The sequence below is a fragment of the Formosa sp. F44 genome (assembly GCF_056238645.1).
In genome coordinates this window covers 949,449-972,190 of the sequence record NZ_JBWDLJ010000002.1, presented here as the reverse complement: position 1 = coordinate 972,190, position 22,742 = coordinate 949,449, and the positions used below count along the sequence as shown (strand labels likewise).

Below are 22,742 nucleotides of genomic sequence, written 5' to 3'. Positions count from 1 at the left end.
TTTAGAATCTAAAGTGTGAGAATGCTTTATTTGCTTCTGCCATTTTATGAGTATCAACTCTTTTCTTAACAGCTGCACCTTCTTCTTTAGCCGCAGCTAAAATCTCTGATGCTAAACGTTGTGCCATAGATTTTTCGTTTCTTTTACGTGAATAGCTAATTAGCCATTTCATTGCAGTTGAAACTTTTCTGTCTGGACGAATTTGCATTGGAATTTGAAATGTTGCTCCACCTACTCTACGACTACGTACTTCTACGTGAGGCATAACATTAGATAACGCTTCTTTCCACAACTCTAAAGCTGTTTTTTCTTCGTCTGTTTTTTTTGAGTCTACAATGTCAATTGCATCGTAAAATACCTTAAAAGCTACCGATTTCTTACCATCCCACATCATCATGTTAACGAATCTAGTTACTAACTGATCGTTAAAACGTGGATCTGGTAAAAGCGGTCTCTTTTTTGCTGCTCTTTTTCTCATGTCTTTTCTTTAAAAGATTTTAATTACTTCTTAGGGCGTTTTGCACCGTACTTAGATCTACGTTGTGTTCTACCTGCAACACCTGCTGTGTCTAAGGCACCACGAACGATGTGATATCTAACTCCTGGCAAATCTTTTACCCTTCCACCTCTAACCAATACTATCGAGTGCTCCTGTAAATTGTGACCTTCACCAGGGATATAAGCGTTCACTTCATTACCGTTAGTTAATCTAACCCTTGCTACTTTACGCATTGCAGAGTTAGGTTTCTTAGGTGTAGTAGTGTAAACACGCGTACAAACCCCTCGTCTTTGAGGACACGAATCTAAAGCAGCCGATTTACTCTTCTTGGTTATTTTGGCTCTTCCTTTTCGTACTAATTGTGAAATTGTTGGCATATTTTTCTATAAAATTTATAAAATACCTCTTCTTAGAGGGGTGCAAATGTAAGTATTTATTTTTATTTTTCAAACCCTAATCAATTAATTTTCAATAGAATTTAACTTTTATTCAGATCCACATATAAATCCTATACTTTTTCCGTTAGTTTTACAATTCTAAAGGATAATAGTAAAGTGAAACCCAAAATTATTTTATTTAGCTTACTGCTTGTTATTTCGGCTCAGTTACTTGGTCAGAATTTAACGCTAAAACTTCATAGTAACAGCCCGGAAGAATCTCATAGTATTGATACACTTTCATATATTAATACGCATACCAATTATAATGGCATCACAACCGAAATACAAAACCTATCTACACTATTTAATAATGAAGGCTATTTTGATCATAAAATTACAAATCTTAGAAAAACAAACGACTCCCTATTAGAAGCTAATATATCTCTTAACAAAAAATACACCTATATATATATAAGGTATTCCAATATTCCTCCTTCCCTATTTAGGTCTATCGGATTAGAAACTAGTCCTAAATTCGTTTCGCTTCCTATTAAAGAGACGAAGCGATCACTGAATGTATTGAATTTAAAATTGTCCGAACAAGGTTTACCATTCTCAACCCTTCAACTTACAAATATACGTGTGGAGAACGACAGTGTAAAAGCAGATTTAAAATCTTCTAAAAAAGAACCACCACGACACATAGATAAAATCATAGTAAAGGGATACGAAAAATTTCCAAAAAAGTTTATTAAACATAACGCCAGAATTAAAACTGGGGATATTTTTAATATGGAAACAATAAAAAAGAAAACCAACACCCTTAACAAATTACCCTTCGCAAATTTAATTCGAGATACAGAAGTACTTTTCACAAACGATTCCACAGTACTATATATATATGTAGAAAAACAGAAAAGTAATAATTTTGATGGATATTTAGGATTTACTACAAACGAAAACACCAATAAGTTAGAGTTTAGTGGTTATCTAAACATGACATTGAGAAACAATTTAAATTATGGAGAATCCATAAAATTATTATATCGCAGTGACGAAAATGAACAAAAAACATTCAATATAAATGTAGATGCACCATATATATTTAAATCGCCTATAGGAGCAAATGTAGAATTAAACATTTTTAAAAAAGACTCTACCTTCTCCACCATCGATCAGTCCTTAGATTTATACTATCAATTTAAAACAGAACACACCACATACCTCGGAATAACATCTTCCCAATCTAACAATTTACTTCAACACCCCACATCTACCTCAATAGACGATTACAATTCCACATTTTATCAAACAAAATATAATTTCACTAGAACTGATGAAACTAACATCTTGTTTCCGGTAAAATCGGTCGCCGACATTCATTTGGGTATTGGAAATAGAACCTATCAATCTACAAAAGAGAACCAATTTCAGTACAATTTGGCTGTGTCCAATATTTTCTATTTAAACCACAAAAACAGCATTTATTCCAGAGTTGTTGTTAACGCATTACAATCTGACACCTATTTAGAAAATGAATTATTACGTTTTGGAGGCATTAATTCTATTCGTGGTTTCGAGGAAAACAGTTTAGTCGCGAGTTTTTATAGTGTATTTAATTTAGAATACAGATTACAATTAAGTCCGACTATATTTATAAATAGTATTACAGATTTCTCCTATTTCGAAAATCAAATGGTAGATCAGAAAGAAAAACTTATTGCCTTAGGTATTGGTTTCGCGATACTCACCAAAGCTGGTTTATTAAAAATGAATTATGCCAACGGTAAAACTGAAAATTCGCCTTTCAACATAAGTGATTCTAAAGTACACTTAAGCATCACCTCTTATTTTTAAAATCTACCACTTCGTTTAAGTCAAAAAATTGTGACCAACTTCAATCACACTTCAGTTTAAATTAGCGTACCCAATTAAAAAGTGTCAACCACGAAAATAATTAATTAGAGTAAGTTAATTCATTTTAAAAAGCAGAAAATTGCATTCCGGATATACACGAAACTTGCACTTTTAACATTAAAATAGAACAATCTCAAATTTTTGGAAACAAAAAAAATCCTTGAAAAAAACCATTAAATTAACGTTGTATTTACAATTTATTAATCTTAAACCATTGTCTTAAAATTAGGAATTTTCCCACAAGCAATATAAAAATAATTTAGGTTGAACCGCAAATATCAAGCAACTACCCCGATTTTACAGTATTATTAATAGGATCGCCCTTAAAAACATATTATGCCAATGTAAAAACAAAATATTAACATTATAATATGAGTAACGCAAAAAAGTATGCAACGAACCGAACATTTTATTGACAATACTGTCTATTATAGCAATTCAAAACGCTCATACTTCGATATTTTAATATAAAATTATTGTTTTATTAACTTATTATTATGATTTTTGGCGCAGACTAATTCAAATATAATAAACATGAAAACAAAGTTTAGTGGAATTCTAACGCTATTTCTAGCGTTTGTTGTGCAGTTTGCTTTTGCACAAGAAAAGACAATTTCAGGGACTATTTCGGATGCTTCCGGATTACCTCTCCCTGGGGTAAACATTATTATTGAAGGTACCTCTACCGGATCTCAATCAGATTTTGACGGAAACTATTCGTTAAATGCAAGTCCTGGCGACATCTTAACCTATTCGTTTATGGGATACAAGACACAATCAGTTACAGTAGGTACTTCAAATACAATTGATTTAACACTTGCGGAGGATTTAGCTGAATTAGATGAAGTTCTAATTGTAGGTTATGGTACAGCGACTAAACAATCATTTGCTGGTACAGCAACAACTGTAAAAGCTGCTGATTTAGAAATAAAAAACGTTTCTAACGTTACACAAGCTCTTGCTGGTGAAGTTGCGGGTGTAACCGTACTAAACACATCTGGACAACCAGGTACAGTTTCAACAGTAAGAATTAGAGGTTTTGGTTCTGTTAATGGTAACAGAGATCCCTTATATGTAGTAGACGGTGTGCCAATTACAAGTGATACTGGTATTAGTGCAATTAACCCTTCTGATATTAAAACTACAACAGTATTAAAAGATGCAACTGCAACCGCAATATATGGTTCTAGAGGTGCAAATGGTGTAATTCTTATTACAACTAAAACAGGTTCTTCTAGAGATAGTTATATTGAATTTGAAGTTAAGACAGGTGTTAACACACAGTTAATTCCTCGTTACGATGTTATTAGCTCTCCTGAAGAATATATTGGTTATGTATGGGAAGGTATCTATAACAGAGGTGTAATAAATGGTAACGCAGATCCTGTACAATATGCTAACAACAATCTTTTCACATCTAACTATGTAGCTCCTGGCTATAACATGTGGAATGCAACAGCATCTCAATTAATAGACCCTGAAACTCATATGGTAAGAGATGGTGTTTCTAGAACATACACACCAGAACGTTATGAGGATGTAGCTTTCGATTCTGCATTAAGACAAGAAGGAAATCTTAACATGGGTGGTGGTTCTGATAAATCATCATACTTTTTCTCATTAGGTTACTTAAACGATGATGGATACTCTAAAAACACAAGTTACGACCGATATACTACACGTTTAAACGTAAAGTCTGATGTAAAAGAATGGTTAGAAGTTGGATCAATTTTAAGTTACTCTTACTCTGAAAGCAAAAACAATGGTCAAACAGATGGGGCTGAAAACATGTTCGAATTTGCTGATAAAATGGCTCCTATTTTCCCAGTATATTTAAGAGATGACAACTATAATTTAGTTGCTGATCCAATTTTTGGCGGAAACCAATACGATTACGGTACAGTATCTGGTTACAGAGCTAGACCAAACGCAAACAACTTAAACCCTATAGGATCAGCTGTTTACGATTACGTAGGATCTAAAAGAAATGACTTTAGTGGAAACGTAAACATGAATATTAAGTTTACGGACAACTTAACCTTAGAAACTAGATATGGAATGCAATATTCTATGAATCGTTACAAGAGTTATTCTAACCCATTCTACGGTACTGCAGTAGGAGACGGTGGTAATATGTTCGTTAGCGACAGCGAAAGAATTACTACAAACTTCTTACAATTATTAAGATACCAAAATCAATTTGGTGATCACTCTTTTGAAGCTTTAGTTGCACATGAAAGTAATGATTACACTTTTAAATACTCGACACAGTATAAAGGAAAAGTAGTATTAGACGGTTTATTAGAGTTAGACAACTTCGTAAATAATTTAGCACCTCCTACTGGATATCAAGAAGGTAGTGCTATTGAATCTTACTTTGGACAAGTTAACTACGACTATTCAGACAAATACTATTTAACAGCGTCTGTACGTCGTGATGGTTCTTCTCGTTTTGTTAACGACAAATGGGGTACCTTCGGATCTGTAGGTGCTGCATGGGTTGCATCTAATGAAGATTTCTTAAGAGGAAACTCTACAATACCATATTTAAAGCTTAAAGCATCTTACGGTATTACAGGAGACCAAGCTGGAGTAGATTATTACTCAGGTTACGATACTTTTACAAGTGGTGTATTAGATGGAGGTATCTCTATCTCTGCTGAAGATAATGGTAATCCAGATTTAACATGGGAAACATCTAAAATGTTCCAAGCAGGTGTTGAATTATCTTTAGGTAGATTCTTAGATCTTTCTGTAGACTACTATAACAAACAAACTGATAATTTAATTTTTGATAGAAGAGTTGGTCCTTCTCAAGGGATAGCACTTATTACCGTTAACGATGGTGTTTTACAAAACTCAGGTGTTGAATATAATTTAACAGCACATTTAGTTAATTCTGGTAAATTTAAATTAGATATTTCTACAAATGGAGCAGTTGTAAATAACAAAATTAAAACAATGCCAATAGAACCTGCTACAGGTTTACCAAGAACATTAGATACTTCTGCTAGTCCATATGCATATAGTGAAGGACGTTCTATTTACGACTTTTATTTACGTGAGTGGGCAGGTGTTGATCCATCAGATGGAGCTCCAATGTGGAACGAATATTTTGATGACGTAAATGACAACGGTATTTTAGATAATGGTGAAGCAGGTATTACCTCTTTAACACCTTACTTAGAAGAAAATCCTAATGCTAACATCTCTAAGCAAACTACAAAAACTTATGCTAATGCTACAGATAAATACATTGACAAATCTGGAATTCCTGATTTAACTGGAGCGTTTCGTATTTCTGCAACTTACGGAAGTTTTAACTTCTCAACTCAATTTAACTACAGTATTGGTGGATATGCATATGATTACCAATATGCTGAATTGATGACTGATAGATTTGGAGCAGCAGGTAACAACTACCATACAGACATTGCAGATAGATGGACTACACCTGGAGACATTACTAATATACCACGATTAGCAGATGCTATCGATGCTAACGCTATTTCGTCTTCAACAAGATTCCTTACTAAAGCAGATTATTTTGCTTTAAACAATGCAATGATTGGTTATACAATGCCTTCTAGTTTTTTAGATAAAACATTTATCAGTGATGTAAACATATGGGTATCTGGAGATAACTTATTCTTATCTACTGCAAGAGCAGGATTCAACCCAACAGTTAGTGAAAATGGAAATTCTGATCGTGGAATCTACGCCCCTTTAACTACGTTTACTTTAGGACTTAAAGTTAAATTTTAATAAAAATAGAAAATGAAAAATATTATAAAACATACTTTAGTTGCCGCCAGCGCATTTCTTGCTGTTAGTTGTGGTGATGACTATTTAGAAAAAGATCCTTCTGAAGTTTTAACAACAGAACAGATTGCAGATGCGGCATCAAGAAATCCAGATGTAGTAGCAGGAACCATGAATGGTATTTACGCCTTAATGTTTGCTGTAGAAACTGGAGGAACTACTGGAGCAGATGATTTTGGACATAAAGGTTACGACATTTATGCAGATTTTCTTACTAGTGATGTAGCACTATCTGTAAGCACTTACGGATGGTACCGTACAAGTCTTACAGAATATGGTTGTACTCAAGATTTTACCAATACAGATAACTACCAAGTTTGGAGATACTACTACCGTATAATAAGATCTGCAAACACTGTTATTGATGCATTAGGTGGTAACGATGTAACTCCAGAATTGGAAGAAAATAAATATATAATGGGTCAGGCGAAGGCTGTACGAGCACATTCATACTTTTATTTAGCACAATATTTCCAAAAAAGTTACAATCCTTCAGAAGAAATTTTACCAATTTATTCAGATTTACAAGCTTTAAACGGACCCAAAGTTGCTGCATCTGAAATCTATGGTTTAATTGAATCAGATTTAACTACAGCAATTACACTTTTAGATGGTTTCTCTAGAACTGCAAAAAGTCAAGTAAACCAAGATGTAGCTAAAGGTATTCTTGCGTATGTATACGCTGCAATGGGTAAGAATCAAGAAGTTAAAACATTAACCGAAGACATTATTAATGGAGGAATGTTTAACCTTATGAGCGAAACAGAAGTTATAGGTGGTTTTAACGACGTAACTACTTCTGGATGGATGTGGGGTGTTGATTTAACAATCGACAATGAAATTAGCTTACATTCATGGTGGGGTCAAATGGATTACTTCTCATATAGTTATGCAGGTTATGGAGATTCTAAGGCTATTGATGCTGGGTTGTATAGCCAAATTCCTGAAGACGATATCAGAAAACAACAATTCGAATCTGATCCAGCAGCAGGTAATCAATACTTACAACCATTAAATAAATTTTACGAAGCACAAAGAGTACCATTAGGTTCTAGTCAAACTATTGTTTCAGATTTAGTTTACATGAGAGTTGCAGAAATGTACATTCTTAATGCAGAAGCTTCAGCTAAATTAGGTGATGAAACAAATGCTAAAGCGAGTTTAAAAACTTTAGTTTCAGAAAGACGTCCAGATGCATCTTACATCGACGGTTTATCTGGAACCCAATTATCTAATGAAATCTATCTTCAGTCTAGAATTGAGTTATGGGGAGAAGGAAAAACTTACTTAGCTCTAAAAAGAAATCAAAAAACAACTACACGAGGAAGCAATCACTTATCTTTTGTAGGGGAAACTCTTTCTTATGACGATGAAAAATTAACTTTTGAAATTCCTGAATCTGAGATTCAAAATAACCCTTTTATTAATTCACAAAATAACTAAGTAAAAGTTATTTCTATTTAAACTTTAAACTAAATTTATGAAAAAAATAGCTTATATATGTTTTATAGTAATTTCTGCTATAACGTTACAAAATTGTGAGGACACTTATGTTCCAGACCTAGACTATGTTACATTTGAAGATACTTCTGTAGATTTAAGGGTATTTCCTGAAGAAACAGGTACAGCAGAAATAAAGGTATATACCACAGAAATTTCTGGATCAGATAGAACCATAGATATAAATATAGTTGATGCCTCAACTAACGCAACAGGATACACTGTTTCTGAAACGGTAACTATACCTGCTAATACAAACGAAGGTATTATTACTGTAACTGCTCAAGGTGAAAATATTGATCCTATTAACGGTAATACCATAGTACTTGAGTTTGCTGCAGAAAACACATCTACACTTTTCGGTGATGGTATTGCAGTTAATTTAATACAGGTTTGTCCTTACAACGAAACTTCATTAAACTTTGTTTTTGATGGTTATGCTAGTGAAACTACTTGGTCTGTATCAGACGCTACAACAATAATTTATACAGGAGGACCTTATGTAGATGGAGTTAGTACAACATCTATCAACATGTGTTTAGCTCCTGGGACTTACACATTAACTGTAAATGATGCTTACGGAGACGGATTAACCTATCCTGAAACAGGTAGTATTACCATTAATAATGATGGAAATGATTTACTTGTTATAGGTGGTAATTTTGGATCATCAATTTCTCAAGATTTCACGATTGAATAAGTATATTCATAACTTAATTTTAAAAGACTGTCTTATAAAAGACAGTCTTTTTTTTTTCATTAAATTCACACATTTTTACACTCCCCTATTTCATACTAAATTTAAGACTATACTCACCAGTATAGTTCGTTCTAAACTGCACTAAAAATCAAATATTTCTACCAAAAAAAACCTAATACAACACATTTATAATAGATTTTGGAATAAAAGAATTAAACGGTTAGCAGAAATAAGACATTAACACCACAGAAACTACTAAAAAAACAGACAATTGTGTCAATTATACGTACAATTACAACCTAAAATATTATATAAGCCATAAAGCAACTTAGTTAATTAGCAGTAAAGCAGCTTTAATACCTTTTTTTAAAAAATTCATGATCGTTTTTTTTCGTTTTCTATAAAAAACAGGCTTAAACAATAATTTTAAGATTAGATTATTGTTTTATTAACAAATTATTACCACTTTGGCACTAGACTAATTCAAATAAAATAAAATGAAAACAAAGTTAAATGGAATTCTAACGCTATTCCTAGCGTTTGTCGTGCAACTTACGTTCGCACAAGAAAAGACAATTACAGGGACCGTTTCAGACTCAAATGGTTTACCTCTTCCGGGAGTTAACATTATTGTTAAAGGTACTTCAACTGGTACTCAAACAGATTTTGATGGTAACTACTCCCTAGATGCTGCAACAGCAGAAGTTTTATCCTTCTCTTTTATTGGGTATAAAACAAAAACCATAACTGTTGGAGCAACTTCAACTATTAATATGATTTTAGAAGAAGATTTAGCGCAATTGGATGAAGTAGTAGTAACAGCACTTGGTATTACTAGAGAAAAAAAACAATTAGGTTATGCGAGTCAAGAAGTGGATGGTGCAGCTGTATCAACAGTAAAATCACAAAACTTCGTAAATGCATTATCTGGTAAAGTTGCAGGATTAAATGTTAAGCCTTCAGGTACTATTGGTGGATCTACAAACGTAGTAATACGTGGAAGTAGTTCTGTTTCTGGTAACAACCAGGCCTTATTCGTTATCGATGGTATTCCAATAGACAACGGTATTTCTAACACTTCAGATCAACAAAATGGTCGTGGAGGTTACGATTACGGTAACGCGGCATCAGATATTAACCCAGACGATATCGAATCTATTAACGTATTAAAAGGTGCAGCTGCGTCTGCATTATACGGTTCTAGAGCATCAAATGGTGTAATTATGATTACAACTAAAAAAGGTAAAAAACAAAAAGGTATTGGTGTTACTATAAACTCTAGTATTACTGTAGGTACTCCAGATAAAGAAACATTACCGACATACCAAAAGAAATATGGTGCAGGTTACGGACAATTTTACGGTCCTAATGAAGATGGCCCTTTCAACCTAGAAGACATTGACGGAGATGGAGTTTTAGATGAAGTTGTACCGTTCGGAGAAGATGCTTCTTACGGTCAAGCTTTCGATCCAAACAGAATGGTTTACCAATGGAACTCTATTTACCCGGAACTAGATACTTACCAACAGGCTACACCTTGGCAGTATGCAGAAAACGATGCAAACTCTGTTTGGACGACGTCTTCAACTTTAATTAACTCAGTTGACTTAACTGGTGGTGACGAAAAAGGAACTTTCCGTTTAGGGTATACAAACATGTTACAAGAAGGTAACTTACCTAACTCTTCTATTAAAAGAAATAACATTTCATTTAATGGATCTTTAAACCTAACTGAAAAACTTACTGCTTCTACAAGTTTTAACTTTACTAAAACAGATGGTAAAGGTCGTTACGGTACTGGTTATGATTCTAAAAACCCTATGCAACAGTTTAGACAGTGGTTCCAAACTAACGTAGATTTACAAGATCAAAAAGATGCTTATTTCCAGACAGGACAAAACCTTTCTTGGAATGCAAATAGCACTTCTAATTTAGCTCCAAAATATTCAGATAACTTTTACTGGACACGTTACGAAAATTACGAAACAGATACTCGTAACAGATTCTGGGGTAATGTAGTTTTAGATTACGAAATTAACGATTGGTTAAGTGTTTTAGGTCGTTTCACTTTCGATACTTACTCTGAATTACAAGAAGAAAGAATTGCTGTAGGTTCTGTAGACCCATCTCAATACTCTCGTTTTAACAGAAATGTTGCAGAATACAATTACGACTTAATGTTATCTTTTAATAAAGATTTGTCAGACAGAATAAACCTTTCAGGTATTGCTGGTTTCAATTTGAGAAGTAATGAGTTAAATAGTATTTATGCAGAAACTAATGGTGGATTAAACCTTGCAGGTTTATACGCTTTATCTAACAGTGTAAATGGATTAGAAGCACCTGTAGAAGAAGAATACACTAAAATGGTAGATGGAGAATATATTCAAGCTAGTTTAGGATATGATAACCTTTTATTTATTGAAGGAACTTATAGAACAGACCGTTCTTCTTCTTTACCTATTGACAATAACCGTTACGATTATTGGTCTGCAACTGGATCTTTTATTTTCTCTGAATTAATCCAAAACAACTGGTTAACATTTGGTAAAGTAAGAGGTAACTACGGTATTGTAGGTAACGATACCGATCCTTACAACGTATTTAACACCTATGTAATTGGCACGCCTTTTAATGGAGGTATTGCTACAAATCCGAGCGTAAAAGGTAACTTAGAATTACTTCCAGAAGAACAAACTAACTGGGAAGTTGGTCTTGAAATGCAATTTTTCAAAAAACGTTTAGGTTTCGACGTGTCTTACTACGATGCACTTAACGAAAACCAAATTACAAGCGTACCATTATCTAACTCTACAGGTTATACTTCTGCAATTCTTAATGCAGGAACTATTTCTAACAAAGGTTGGGAAGTTACTTTAAATATTAGCCCAATTCGCACTGAGAATTTTTCTTGGGACATGAATGTTAACTGGTCTAAAAACGAAAGTTTAGTAGAAGAATTAACAGATGGAATTGACAACTTAGTTTTAGCATCCTTACAAGGTGGAGTTAGTATTAACGCAACGCCTGGAGAAGCTTACGGAACAATTAGAGGTACAGATTTAACTTATCACGAAAACGGACAACCAATAGTTGGTTCAGATGGTAACTACGTTACAACAAGTAGTAATAACAATGTAATTGGTGATGTTAATGCAGACTGGAAAGCTGGTTTATTTAACTCATTTAACTACAAAAACTTCAACTTAAGCTTCTTAATTGATATGCAAAAAGGTGGAGATATCTTCTCTTTAGATACATGGTATGGTTACGCAACTGGGATGTATGACTTTACTGCTGGTACTAACGATTTAGGAAACCCTGTAAGAAATACTATCGCTAATGGGGGTGGTGTAATTTTACCAGGTGTTCAAGCAGACGGTTCTACAAACACTGTGAGAGCAGATGCTAGTACTTATGCTAACCCATGGGGTTATGCTAGAGCTTCAAACTCTCAGCACGTTTACGATGCTGGATATGTTAAGTTAAGAGAAGCTAGTATTAGTTATAACTTCGATAACGACCAATTAGAAAGATTACCTTTTACAGGAGTTACTTTCTCTATAATTGGAAGAAACTTATGGATTATCGACAAGAATGTTCCTTTTACTGATCCAGAAGCTGGATTAAGCTCTGGTAACGTTCAAGGATACCAATCGGGTGCATACCCAGCAATTAGAGAAATTGGTGCAAGTGTAAAATTACAGTTCTAAAAAAAGAAAAAAATCATGAAAAAAATATTTATAACAGCAATGTCTTTTATAGTTCTAGCATCTTGTATGTCTGATGAGAAGTATGAAGACTATAATAGAGATCCAAAAAACCCTACGGAAGTAGAAGCTGCCTTCTTGTTTAATTCTGCAACGAAGAGTTTATTTGACCAAATGACAAGTACCAATGTAAACGTTAACGTGTTTAGATTACTTGGTCAATATTGGACAGAAACAACGTATATCGATGAAGCGAATTACGATTTAAATAACAGAAACATTCCTGAATACCACTGGTCTGAATTATATAGAGATGTTTTATTAGACCTGAAAACGGCTAAAGAAAACACTTTAGCAGATTCAGATTTATCTCAGATAGATATGGACACTAGAATCGCTCAAATTGAAATTTTAGAAGTGTATACTTGGCAACAATTAGTTGATACATTTGGGGATATTCCTTACTCTCAAGCCTTACAATCTGAGTCTATTTTATTACCAGAATATGATGATGCTGCAACAATTTACGAAGATTTAATTTCTCGTATTAATACTGCAATACCAAATCTTTCTGGTACAGGGTTTGCAGAAGATAATATCTATTATGGTGATATTTCATCCTGGATAAAATTTGGTAACTCTTTAAAATTAAGAATTGGAATGCGAATTGTAGATGCTCCAGGAATGGCTGCATTAGCTCAAACTACAATCGAATCTGCAGTAGCTTCAGGTGTATACACATCTAACGAAGACAATGCAAATATTCAGTATGCAGCAGCAACTCCAAACACAAACCCATTATGGGTTGATTTAGTACAATCTGGACGTTCAGATTTTGTTCCAGCTAACACATTAGTAGATGTTATGAACACACTAGAAGACCCAAGACGCCCTATCTATTTTGATGACCATTTGGGTGAAGATATTTTCGAAGGTGGTACTTATGGAGCTCCAAACACTTTTGAGTTATATTCTCATATCGGTACAGTAATTCACGAAGAAACATTTAGAGGAGTATTATTAGACTATTCCGAAGTTTCTTTCTTTTTAGCAGATGCTGCACAAAGAGGGTTTGACATAGCTGGTTCTCCAGAAGAGCACTACGAAAATGGTATCATTGCTTCATTCGAAGATTGGGGGGCTGATGGTGTAGAAGCTTATTTAGCTAAACCGGAAGTTGCTTACAACGCTGCTGATTGGAAAACATCTATAGGACAACAATTTTGGTTAGCAATGTATAACAGAGGTTTTGAAGGTTGGACTGTATGGAGAACATATGATACTCCTGCCTTTAACTTACCTGCAGATACTGGCAACCCTGTTCCTACTCGTTATACTTACCCAATTAACGAGCAAAACTTAAATGAAACAAATTGGTCGGCTGCTTCTACTGCTATTGGTGGTGACGAACAAACAACAAAATTATTCTGGGATGTTAACTAATTATTAGTTGCGTTCTAATTATATTTTTTTTGAAGGCGGTCGACTAAATCACAATTAGTCGGCTGCTTTTTTTTATATCCCAATTTAACCACCTCTTACGAGGTGGTTTTTTTATGATCAACTTTTATTTACCTATTCATAAATTATTGTACTTTTGACCCATGGAAAAAGAAACTCAAATTTTTGGTATTCGTGCTGTTATAGAAGCTATTCAAGCTGGAGAAAATATAGATAAAGTTTTTGTTCAAAAAGGACTTAAAGGAGAATTGTCTCAAGAACTAGAAAGTGTCTTACGAAAACAAAGAATTAACTTTTCTTATGTTCCTATAGAAAAATTAAACAAACTAAGCCATAAAAACCACCAAGGTGTTGTTGCGCAAATTGCGCCTATTACCTTTTGGGATATCGAAGAGCTAGTTACTAAAGTTACCGAATCTGGTAAGACTCCCCTATTTCTTTTATTAGACCAATTAAGCGATGTGCGTAATTTTGGTGCTATTATTCGTACTGCAGAATGTACAGGAGTCGATGGTATAATTATTCAGAAAAAAGGTGGTGCTCCTGTAAATGGAGATACTATAAAAACAAGTGCTGGGGCCGTTTTTAAAATGCCTATTTGTAAAGTAGATCATATTAAAGATGCCATGTTTTATATGCAAGCGTCAGGTATAAAAGTTATTGCTGCTACTGAAAAAACCGATGATGTTTTATACGATGTATCGTTCACCGAACCTTGTGCTATAATTATGGGATCTGAAGGAAAGGGAATAAATCCTTCTGTATTAAAACTTGTAGATGCTAAAGCTAAGCTACCTATTCTAGGCGAGATTGAATCTTTAAATGTATCTGTAGCTTGTGGAGCATTTCTATACGAAGCTGTGCGACAAAGGCGTTGATATTACTCGTTACAATTTATAATAATATATACCGCTTTGCTACTCATAAAAAGTAATAAAGCGGTATTTTAGTTTATTAAACTTCCTATAACACAAAACACCATTTTACGCTTAGACTATGATAACATTAAGATTAGGTAAAGAGCTCATTTATTACATATGCTACAGCCTATTAAATAGTGCATAAATTAACTACACGTATGCAAAAAAAAGAACGTGCTCCAATATGTACCATTTTAAGCTATAATTCATCAAAAAACTCAACGTGAATCGTCACCATTGACATCTTCGTACGAAAAAAGGGACAAATGTGTCAAAATATAAGCCCTAAACTAGTAAAATCAAGCAAACCCTAGTTATAGCGTAGGGTTAAAAGCTTATCAAGTTCCAAAAATCCAATACATATTATCTTGTTTTCCATTAAAAACCATTAAAATATTTAAGATTTAACAATAAATCTGCTTTAGCCAATTTTTTAATAAAAAATTATTGTTTTATTAACTTTTAATATTGATTTTGCGCCTGACTAATTCAAATAAAATAAATATGAAAACAAAGTTTAGCGGAATTCTTACGCTATTTCTAGCATTTGTTGTGCAACTTACTTTCGCTCAGCAAAAAACAGTTTCAGGTACTGTTACAGGTAACGACGGTTTGCCTTTACCAGGAACAACAGTATCGGTTGTGGGAACAACCTCTGGTACATCAACAGATTTTGATGGTAACTTCAGCATTGAAGCAAATGTAGGCAGCAAGCTTAAATTTAGCTTTATTGGCTTTATCTCTAAAGAAGTTACAATTGGTTCTTCAAACACATTAAATGTTACCTTAGAAGAAGACGCGACATCTCTTGACGAGGTTGTAGTTGTTGCCTTTGGTACTACTACAAAAGAAGCGTTTACTGGTTCTGCTGGTATTGTTAGCTCAAAAGACTTAGAATTAAGACCATTAACCTCTCCTATCGCAGGTATTGAAGGTAATGTATCTGGAGTTCAATTTCTTTCATCTTCAGGACAGCCAGGATCTTCACCTAGTATAGTAATTAGAGGTGTGGGTACCTTAAATGGAGACACAGATCCTCTTTATATTGTAGATGGTATCGCTTTTGAAGGTGAATTACAAACACTAAACCAAGACGATATTGAATCTATGACTGTACTTAAAGATGCAGCTTCGACATCACTTTACGGTTCACGTGCAGCCAACGGGGTAATTATTATTACAACTAAAAACGGTAAAAAAAATTCAGGCGTTACAGTAAACGTTACTAGCCAATACGGTGTAATAACTAAAGGGATTAACGAATATAGCGCAGTGTCTCCTGGAGAATACTACGAACTAATGTTCCAATCTTACAAAAACTCGTTAAAAGATGATCCAAATGCAGCAGAAACTGCATCACAATCAATTTTTAACCGTTTAGGACGTAACCCTTTTAATGTTGCTAACGATCAAATTGTTGATGCTAATGGGGTTTTAAATCCAGATGCACAAGTTATCGCAGAAGATTTAGACTGGTATGACGCTTTAGAAAGAACAGGTTCTAGACAAAGTAATTCATTAAACGTATCTGGAGGAGGTGAAAACCACTCATTATTTTTATCTGTTTCTAACTTAGATGAAAAAGGATATGTTATTGAAAGTGATTACAAAAGAGTAACTAGCCGTTTAAGCGGTACGTTCGATGCTACAGAATGGCTAACCCTTGGAGGTAATGTAAACATCTCTAATGAAAAAACAAACGGGCCAGCATCAAGAGGTTCTTCTACAGCAAACGTATTTGGTATTGCTAAAAGTATGGGATCTGTCTACTCTCCTTACTTATTAGATCCTGTATCTGGACAGATAGTAAGAGACGAAGCTGGAAACAAAGTTTGGGATCGTGGTGAAAGTGTTGCAGCCTTAGGCGTACAATCAAGACCTACATATGTAGGGCGTAATGCCATAGAAGAAGCCATCTTAAACAACGACCTTACTACTACAGACAATTATGGGTATAGATTTAATGCAGATTTTAAACCTTTAGACGGTGTAAAACTGAGCTTTATTTACGGTCAAGATTACCAAGATGGTATACAACAAAGTTATGAAAATGCAGAAGTAGGAGATGGACAGCCAACAGCTCGTTTTGACGACCTTAGATACCAAAGAACTACAGAAAACTTTAACCAATTATTATCGTACACAAAATCTTTTGGAAGTCATAATTTAGATCTTACTGTAGGACACGAAAGCTTTAGCAGAAACTATTCTTACAATAGAGCCTTTAAAAGCACTCAAACAGCTACAGGAATTTACGAATTAGATAACTTCTCTGTTGTATTATCTGCAGACGGAAGTAGTACAGATTATAAACTTGAAGGATACTTAGGAAGACTTAATTACGACTATGATAACAAATATTACTTAAGTGCATCTGTTAGAAGAGATGGTTCATCTGTATTTACTAACAACAAATGGGGTACATTCTACTCTGTTGGTGGTGCTTGGAGAATCGATCAAGAAGACTTTATGAGTAATGTTTCTTTTGTAAACAACTTAAAACTAAGAGCTTCTTACGGAGAAGTTGGTAACGATCAATTAGGGAATTATTACATCTCACAACCGTTATATGCTATTTACTCTAATGCAGGAGAGCCAGGTATTTACTGGAATACTACTGGTAATGCCGACTTAAAATGGGAAACTTCAGAAAGTTGGGATGTCGCTTTAGAATTTGGTTTATTTAACAACCGTATTTCTGGTTCATTCGAATACTACAAAAAGAATTCGACAGACCTTTTATACAACGTACCAATTCCAGCAACAGAAGGACAAATTGAGGCTCCAAACAATATTGGAGACTTAACTAACGAAGGTTTCGAAGTTAGCTTAAATGGAGCTATCATTCAATCTAAAAACTTTACTTGGAATTTAGGGATTCAGGCTTCAACGCTTAAAAACGAAATTACATCTATCCCAGATCCTTTTATCGACGGTTCTAAACGTTGGGAAGCAGGAAGATCAAGATTCGACTTCTTCATTTACGATTATGCAGGTGTAGATTCAAGTAATGGAGATGCATTATACTATATGTATGAAGAAATTGATGGAACACCAGGTGTACCAGTATTAGATGCTAATGGAGACCATGCCACTACCAACGATTGGTCAGATGCAGGTAAAGGTTATGTAGGCGCAACTGCTGTACCAGACTTAATAGGATCTATCTCTAACAGCTTTAGCTACAAAAACTTTGACCTTAGCGTATTATTATCTTACCAAATTGGTGGAGACATTTTAGATTACGGTTATGCTGCTTTAATGCACGAAGGAGAATATGGAGAAGCTTTACACCCAGACGCACTTAATGCATGGAAATCTCCAGGAGACATTACAGATGTGCCTAGATTAGAGAACGGAAACGTTAATCTATCTCCTAGCTTATCTTCTAGATGGTTAACAGATGCTTCTTATTTAGCAATAAGAAACGTAAATATTGCATACAATTTAAGTAATGAAGCTACTGAGAAAATAGGATTAGACAAATTAAGATTCTTCGTTTCTGGAGAAAATTTATTCATGTTTGCAAAAAGAGAAGGATTAAACCCTCAATACAACTTATCAGGTACTCCTGATGGATTAGATTACAACCCAAACAGGGTGATTTCTATGGGTGTTAACCTTGCTTTTTAATTATAATTCTCAAATAAAATATATAAAATGATAAGAAATAAAATATTATTACTACTTGCCATGACAGCTGTAGTAATTGTAGGTTGTAGCGACGATTATCTAGATACCGTACCTACAGACTCAATATCGGAAGACGCAGCACTTTCTAGCACAGACAACATGATGCTTATTTTGAATGGTCTGCACAGAATGACATATGCTCAAAACCAATTAACTGGTGGTACTTCTAGTAGATCTGGAGAGAGTTACTTTATACCTTCTATGGATGCTATCGCAGGAAACACGATACATTCTTCACCAGGAAACGGATGGATGTCTGCAGAAACAAGATGGACAAGCCATACAAACCCTAATACCACGACTAACTTTAACCTTTGGTTTCAACGTTACCACTTTGTGCAAACGGCGAATACCATAATTAATAAAGTTGCAGAAGGAGACTTCGTTGTTACCGAAGATTTAAATAACATATTAGGTCAAGCATATGCTTATAGAGCTAATTCATATTTAAAATTAGTTTCAACATTTTCTAAAGGATACTTAATTGGAACGCCTTCAACAGACCCTGGAGTACCGTTATTACTTGAAGCAGGATTACCTTACGATGGTGGTCCACGTGGAACTGTAGAAGAAGTGTATGTACAAATGGAAAAAGATATTGACGCAGCGATAGAGCATTTTAAAGATGCAAGCGATCCTGACAACAAATCTCACATATCTATAAATGCAGCTTACGGAATTAAAGCGCGTATTGCATTGTCTAAAGGAGATTGGGCTACTGCAGCAGAAAGTGCAGCATTAGCAAGAGAAGGTTTCCCACTATTAAGTAAAGAAGATTGGTTATCTGGATTCAATACTTACGATTTATCTGAAGTAATTTGGGGAGGTCATGTAATCGATACAGAATCTAACTACTTCCAATCTTACTTCTACTTTATTTCATTTGCATTTAATGGAAGTTTAAACAGAAGTAATCCAAAACTTATAAGTAAAGAATTATACGACAGAATACCTGCTACAGATTACAGAAATGAAGCTTGGTTACCTCTTGCTCCTAACACCAACCCTGCGGCGTCTAACGATCAAGGAGGAAGTTATGAAACAGATCCTAATTACGATAATGAAGACGACTTCTGGGATGCTTGGGAAGATATTATTACAACTTACGGTGCAACAACAGGACATAACACACATCCATACATGAATGTGAAATTTAAGCCTTCGAACCCAGGTTCTACAGATCCGGATGATGTAATTTATATGAGATCTTCAGAAATGGTTTTAATTGAAGCTGAAGCAAAAGCAATGTTAAACGACATTTCTGGTGCTCAAGATGCTCTTGATATTTTAGGATCTGCTAGAGATAGTGCTTTCGATAAAACAGCATTTAGTACACAAGCCGAATTAATGGACGAAATTAAATGGCAAAGACGTGTTGAGTTATGGGGAGAAGGATTTAGTTATTTTGATAACATTAGATGGGATGAAGGAATAGATCATACTAATTCTGGAGCTTCATTAACGTTATACCAAGACGGTTTTAAACAAGAAAAACCATCTATAAACGATGAGTGGATTCATAAAATCCCACAACAAGAGATTGATGCTAACCCATATATTTCTGAAGCCGATCAAAACTAAATATTAGTTTTGTAATCAAAAAAACAGAAATAATAAAGTGTGTTGTTTAATTGTAACGAAACTTATAACTTCGCCTTTTAAGAAACACTAAAACTTTAAGCAAAATAAAGGCCACTCCTAAACGAGTGGCCTTTTTTATATCAACAAAATTAACTCTATATCTCCTCGAAGTTTAAAGATCCTAGTAAGCGGAATTAATTATGCAGTGCATTTGCTACCCAACTACCTTAAACCAAATCCTAAGTATTACATCGCAAGACACATAATTCGTGTTACGGTGTAACACTAACTCATATTATACTATCGGTATTCTCTTTAGTTCTCCTCCTTATTTTCTTTAAACACATAACGGTAAAAGGTTTGGGGCACTTCAGAACGTGCGTCTTCTTCACCTAATTCCTCCTCCTCTATTGGTTTATGTTCTATAAAATTTCCATCCGCATCGAACTGTTTTAAAAACTCGTCTTCAGCTTCATTATAATCCGGTTCTTCCCAAGCATACTTTTTGGGTTTAGCTATTTCTCTCTTAAATGTTAAAGCAAAAAACAAACCTGTTATCAATCCTGACAAATGGCCTTCCCACGAAATACCTTCTTCCATAGGAACAACATACCAAATCATACTTCCGTATAAAAAGACAACTAAAAGTGACAACGCAATTAATCTAAAATGTTTGGCAAAAACGCCTTTAAAAAAAATAAAACTTACCAATACATAAATTAATCCGCTAGCTCCAATATGGTAAGACGGTCGTCCTATACACCATGTAAGAAAACCTGAAACTAATATGCCATACCCCAAAACTTTCCACGCAATAGGTCTGTAGAAATAAAATAAAGCCACACTCAATACAAATAATGGAATGGTATTATGATATAGATGAGAAATACCAGAATGTATAAACGGACTAAAAACAACACCCTGTAACCCCTCCAACGTACGTGGATAGATGCCGTGTTTATTAAAAAATATATTAGTTTCTACCTCAAACCAAAACACATACCATAATATTAAAATAAAGGCTAAAGGATATGCTATAACCCCGTTAGAAAATTTAAAATGGTCGTGTTCTTTCATGAAATGAATTTCCTTAAGATAATCAAATTGTAAACCATTTTATTTAAAATGATAAAATGTCAGTCGCTAATTATTACTTAGCTCTAAAAAATAAAGTAATTTTGCAATATGAATGAACCTTTAGCAGAACGTTTACGACCAGAAACTTTAGACGATTATATTAGTCAATCTCATCTTGTGGGACCGCAGGGACCATTGCGTATACAACTTAAACAGGGTTTAATTTCTTCCATGATATTTTGGGGACCTCCTGGTACAGGTAAAACAACTTTAGCCAATATTGTCGCTTCACAATCCGGCAGACCCTTTTATACTTTAAGTGCCATAAATTCCGGAGTTAAAGATATTCGAGAAGTTATAGACAAAGCCAAACAAAGTGGAGGACTTTTTACAACTAAAAATCCGATCTTATTTATCGATGAGATTCATAGATTTAGTAAGTCGCAACAAGATTCTCTTTTACAAGCGGTAGAAAAAGGCTGGGTAACCTTAATTGGAGCAACAACAGAAAATCCGAGTTTTGAAGTTATTCCCGCATTATTATCAAGATGCCAAGTGTATGTTTTAAACGCTTTCGATAAAACAGATTTAGAAAACCTTTTAAGCCGTGCAATTGCAAAAGATAAGTTCTTAACCGAAAAAAACATAGAACTAAAGGAAACCGCCGCGTTATTGCGTCTATCTGGAGGTGATGGCCGAAAATTACTTAATATATTCGAGTTGCTAGTGAATAGTTTCGACGGAGAAGACATTGTGATTACCGACGAAATTGTACTTGCAAAAATTCAGAATAACACTGCACGCTACGATAAAACTGGCGAACAGCATTACGATATTATTTCGGCGTTTATAAAATCGATAAGAGGAAGCGATCCGAATGCCGCTGTGTATTATTTAGCCCGCATGATTGAAGGTGGTGAAGATGTAAAATTTATTGCCCGTCGCCTTTTAATTCTAGCAAGCGAAGACATTGGTAATGCCAACCCGACAGCACTCGTTATTGCTAATAATACATTTCAGGCCGTTTCTGCAATCGGATATCCAGAGTCTCGAATTACCTTAAGCCAGTGTACAACCTATTTGGCTTGCTCACCTAAAAGTAATTCGGCTTACGAAGCTATTGGAAGAGCGCAGCAATTGGTCCGTGCTACAGGCGATTTGTCTGTGCCATTAGGTATTAGAAATGCACCAACTAAACTCATGAAAGAATTAGGCTATGGCGAAGACTACAAGTATGCACACAGTTACGCTAATAATTTTGCCGAACAAGAATTCTTACCAGACGAGATAAAAAACACTAAACTTTACGAACCAGGAGCAAATCCTAGAGAGCAATCCGATCGTAATTTTTTAAAACAACGCTGGAAAAACAAATACGACTATTAAATTAAACCATATCCTCTCCTAATTTTTATAAAGCTTTGGCTCTACTCTATTTATAATTAAAATTAGGGAATGCATATAATATAAAAAGTGAGATTC

The 22,742-nt window shown here is 34.4% G+C and carries 13 protein-coding genes; 10 read left to right on the top strand and 3 right to left on the bottom strand.

Annotated elements, in window-relative coordinates; genetic code table 11:
* Nucleotide 1: 1 nt before the first annotated feature.
* Nucleotides 2-478 carry a 30S ribosomal protein S7 gene (gene rpsG / locus AC0UBM_RS09185; protein WP_414036137.1) on the bottom strand — a complete coding sequence of 159 codons (477 nt, stop codon included), beginning with the start codon at nt 476-478 and terminating at the stop codon, nt 2-4.
* 23 nt (nt 479-501) lie between these two features.
* A complete protein-coding gene (gene rpsL, locus AC0UBM_RS09180) occupies nt 502-876 on the bottom strand; it encodes a 30S ribosomal protein S12 (protein WP_057783973.1) in 375 nt (124 codons plus the stop codon).
* Nucleotides 877-1,053: 177 nt separating this feature from the next.
* On the opposite strand from rpsL, the gene AC0UBM_RS09175 reads away from it, so the two are divergent.
* The 9 genes from AC0UBM_RS09175 to AC0UBM_RS09135 all read left to right on the top strand — a co-directional run bounded on the left by AC0UBM_RS09175 (nt 1,054) and on the right by AC0UBM_RS09135 (nt 20,183).
* Nucleotides 1,054-2,736 (top strand): POTRA domain-containing protein, encoded by a 1,683-nt coding sequence (locus tag AC0UBM_RS09175; RefSeq protein ID WP_475688426.1) that lies wholly within the window; start codon nt 1,054-1,056, stop codon nt 2,734-2,736.
* Nucleotides 2,737-3,330: 594 nt separating this feature from the next.
* Entirely contained in the window at nt 3,331-6,561 is a 3,231-nt protein-coding gene (locus AC0UBM_RS09170; RefSeq protein ID WP_475688425.1) for a SusC/RagA family TonB-linked outer membrane protein, read from the top strand.
* Between the two features lie 12 nt (nt 6,562-6,573).
* Nucleotides 6,574-8,061 carry a RagB/SusD family nutrient uptake outer membrane protein gene (locus AC0UBM_RS09165; protein WP_475688424.1) on the top strand — a complete coding sequence of 496 codons (1,488 nt, stop codon included), beginning with the start codon at nt 6,574-6,576 and terminating at the stop codon, nt 8,059-8,061.
* 37 nt (nt 8,062-8,098) lie between these two features.
* Complete coding sequence (locus AC0UBM_RS09160; protein ID WP_475688423.1) at nt 8,099-8,818, top strand: hypothetical protein; 720 nt, start codon at nt 8,099-8,101, stop codon at nt 8,816-8,818.
* 497 nt (nt 8,819-9,315) lie between these two features.
* Nucleotides 9,316-12,531, top strand: coding sequence for a SusC/RagA family TonB-linked outer membrane protein (locus tag AC0UBM_RS09155; protein WP_475688422.1), 3,216 nt, complete (start codon nt 9,316-9,318; stop codon nt 12,529-12,531).
* 15 nt (nt 12,532-12,546) lie between these two features.
* A complete protein-coding gene (locus AC0UBM_RS09150) occupies nt 12,547-13,971 on the top strand; it encodes a SusD/RagB family nutrient-binding outer membrane lipoprotein (protein ID WP_475688421.1) in 1,425 nt (474 codons plus the stop codon).
* A 161-nt stretch (nt 13,972-14,132) separates the two neighbouring features.
* The gene (rlmB, locus tag AC0UBM_RS09145) at nt 14,133-14,867 is read left to right on the top strand and encodes a 23S rRNA (guanosine(2251)-2'-O)-methyltransferase RlmB (protein WP_475688420.1); all 735 of its coding nucleotides are present in this window, start codon (nt 14,133-14,135) and stop codon (nt 14,865-14,867) included.
* A gap of 546 nt (nt 14,868-15,413) precedes the next feature.
* Nucleotides 15,414-18,542, top strand: coding sequence for a SusC/RagA family TonB-linked outer membrane protein (locus AC0UBM_RS09140; protein WP_414036144.1), 3,129 nt, complete (start codon nt 15,414-15,416; stop codon nt 18,540-18,542).
* A gap of 27 nt (nt 18,543-18,569) precedes the next feature.
* Nucleotides 18,570-20,183, top strand: a complete 1,614-nt coding sequence (locus AC0UBM_RS09135; RefSeq protein WP_475688419.1) for a RagB/SusD family nutrient uptake outer membrane protein — start codon at nt 18,570-18,572, stop codon at nt 20,181-20,183.
* Between the two features lie 315 nt (nt 20,184-20,498).
* Here the strand turns inward: AC0UBM_RS09135 and AC0UBM_RS09130 are convergent, their stop codons facing one another.
* Nucleotides 20,499-21,260, bottom strand: coding sequence for a rhomboid family intramembrane serine protease (locus AC0UBM_RS09130; protein WP_475688418.1), 762 nt, complete (start codon nt 21,258-21,260; stop codon nt 20,499-20,501).
* A 108-nt stretch (nt 21,261-21,368) separates the two neighbouring features.
* On the opposite strand from AC0UBM_RS09130, the gene AC0UBM_RS09125 reads away from it, so the two are divergent.
* Nucleotides 21,369-22,646, top strand: a complete 1,278-nt coding sequence (locus AC0UBM_RS09125; protein WP_475688417.1) for a replication-associated recombination protein A — start codon at nt 21,369-21,371, stop codon at nt 22,644-22,646.
* Nucleotides 22,647-22,742 lie beyond the last annotated feature (96 nt).

Coding starts and splice junctions, on each gene's coding strand:
- AC0UBM_RS09160 (WP_475688423.1), top strand. CDS start 8,099: ATGAAAAAAATAGCTTATATATGTTTTATAGTAATTTCTGCTATAACG.
- AC0UBM_RS09155 (WP_475688422.1), top strand. CDS start 9,316: ATGAAAACAAAGTTAAATGGAATTCTAACGCTATTCCTAGCGTTTGTC.
- AC0UBM_RS09140 (WP_414036144.1), top strand. CDS start 15,414: ATGAAAACAAAGTTTAGCGGAATTCTTACGCTATTTCTAGCATTTGTT.
- AC0UBM_RS09170 (WP_475688425.1), top strand. CDS start 3,331: ATGAAAACAAAGTTTAGTGGAATTCTAACGCTATTTCTAGCGTTTGTT.
- AC0UBM_RS09135 (WP_475688419.1), top strand. CDS start 18,570: ATGATAAGAAATAAAATATTATTACTACTTGCCATGACAGCTGTAGTA.
- AC0UBM_RS09165 (WP_475688424.1), top strand. CDS start 6,574: ATGAAAAATATTATAAAACATACTTTAGTTGCCGCCAGCGCATTTCTT.
- rpsL (WP_057783973.1), bottom strand. CDS start 876: ATGCCAACAATTTCACAATTAGTACGAAAAGGAAGAGCCAAAATAACC.
- AC0UBM_RS09125 (WP_475688417.1), top strand. CDS start 21,369: ATGAATGAACCTTTAGCAGAACGTTTACGACCAGAAACTTTAGACGAT.
- AC0UBM_RS09150 (WP_475688421.1), top strand. CDS start 12,547: ATGAAAAAAATATTTATAACAGCAATGTCTTTTATAGTTCTAGCATCT.
- rlmB (WP_475688420.1), top strand. CDS start 14,133: ATGGAAAAAGAAACTCAAATTTTTGGTATTCGTGCTGTTATAGAAGCT.
- rpsG (WP_414036137.1), bottom strand. CDS start 478: ATGAGAAAAAGAGCAGCAAAAAAGAGACCGCTTTTACCAGATCCACGT.
- AC0UBM_RS09130 (WP_475688418.1), bottom strand. CDS start 21,260: ATGAAAGAACACGACCATTTTAAATTTTCTAACGGGGTTATAGCATAT.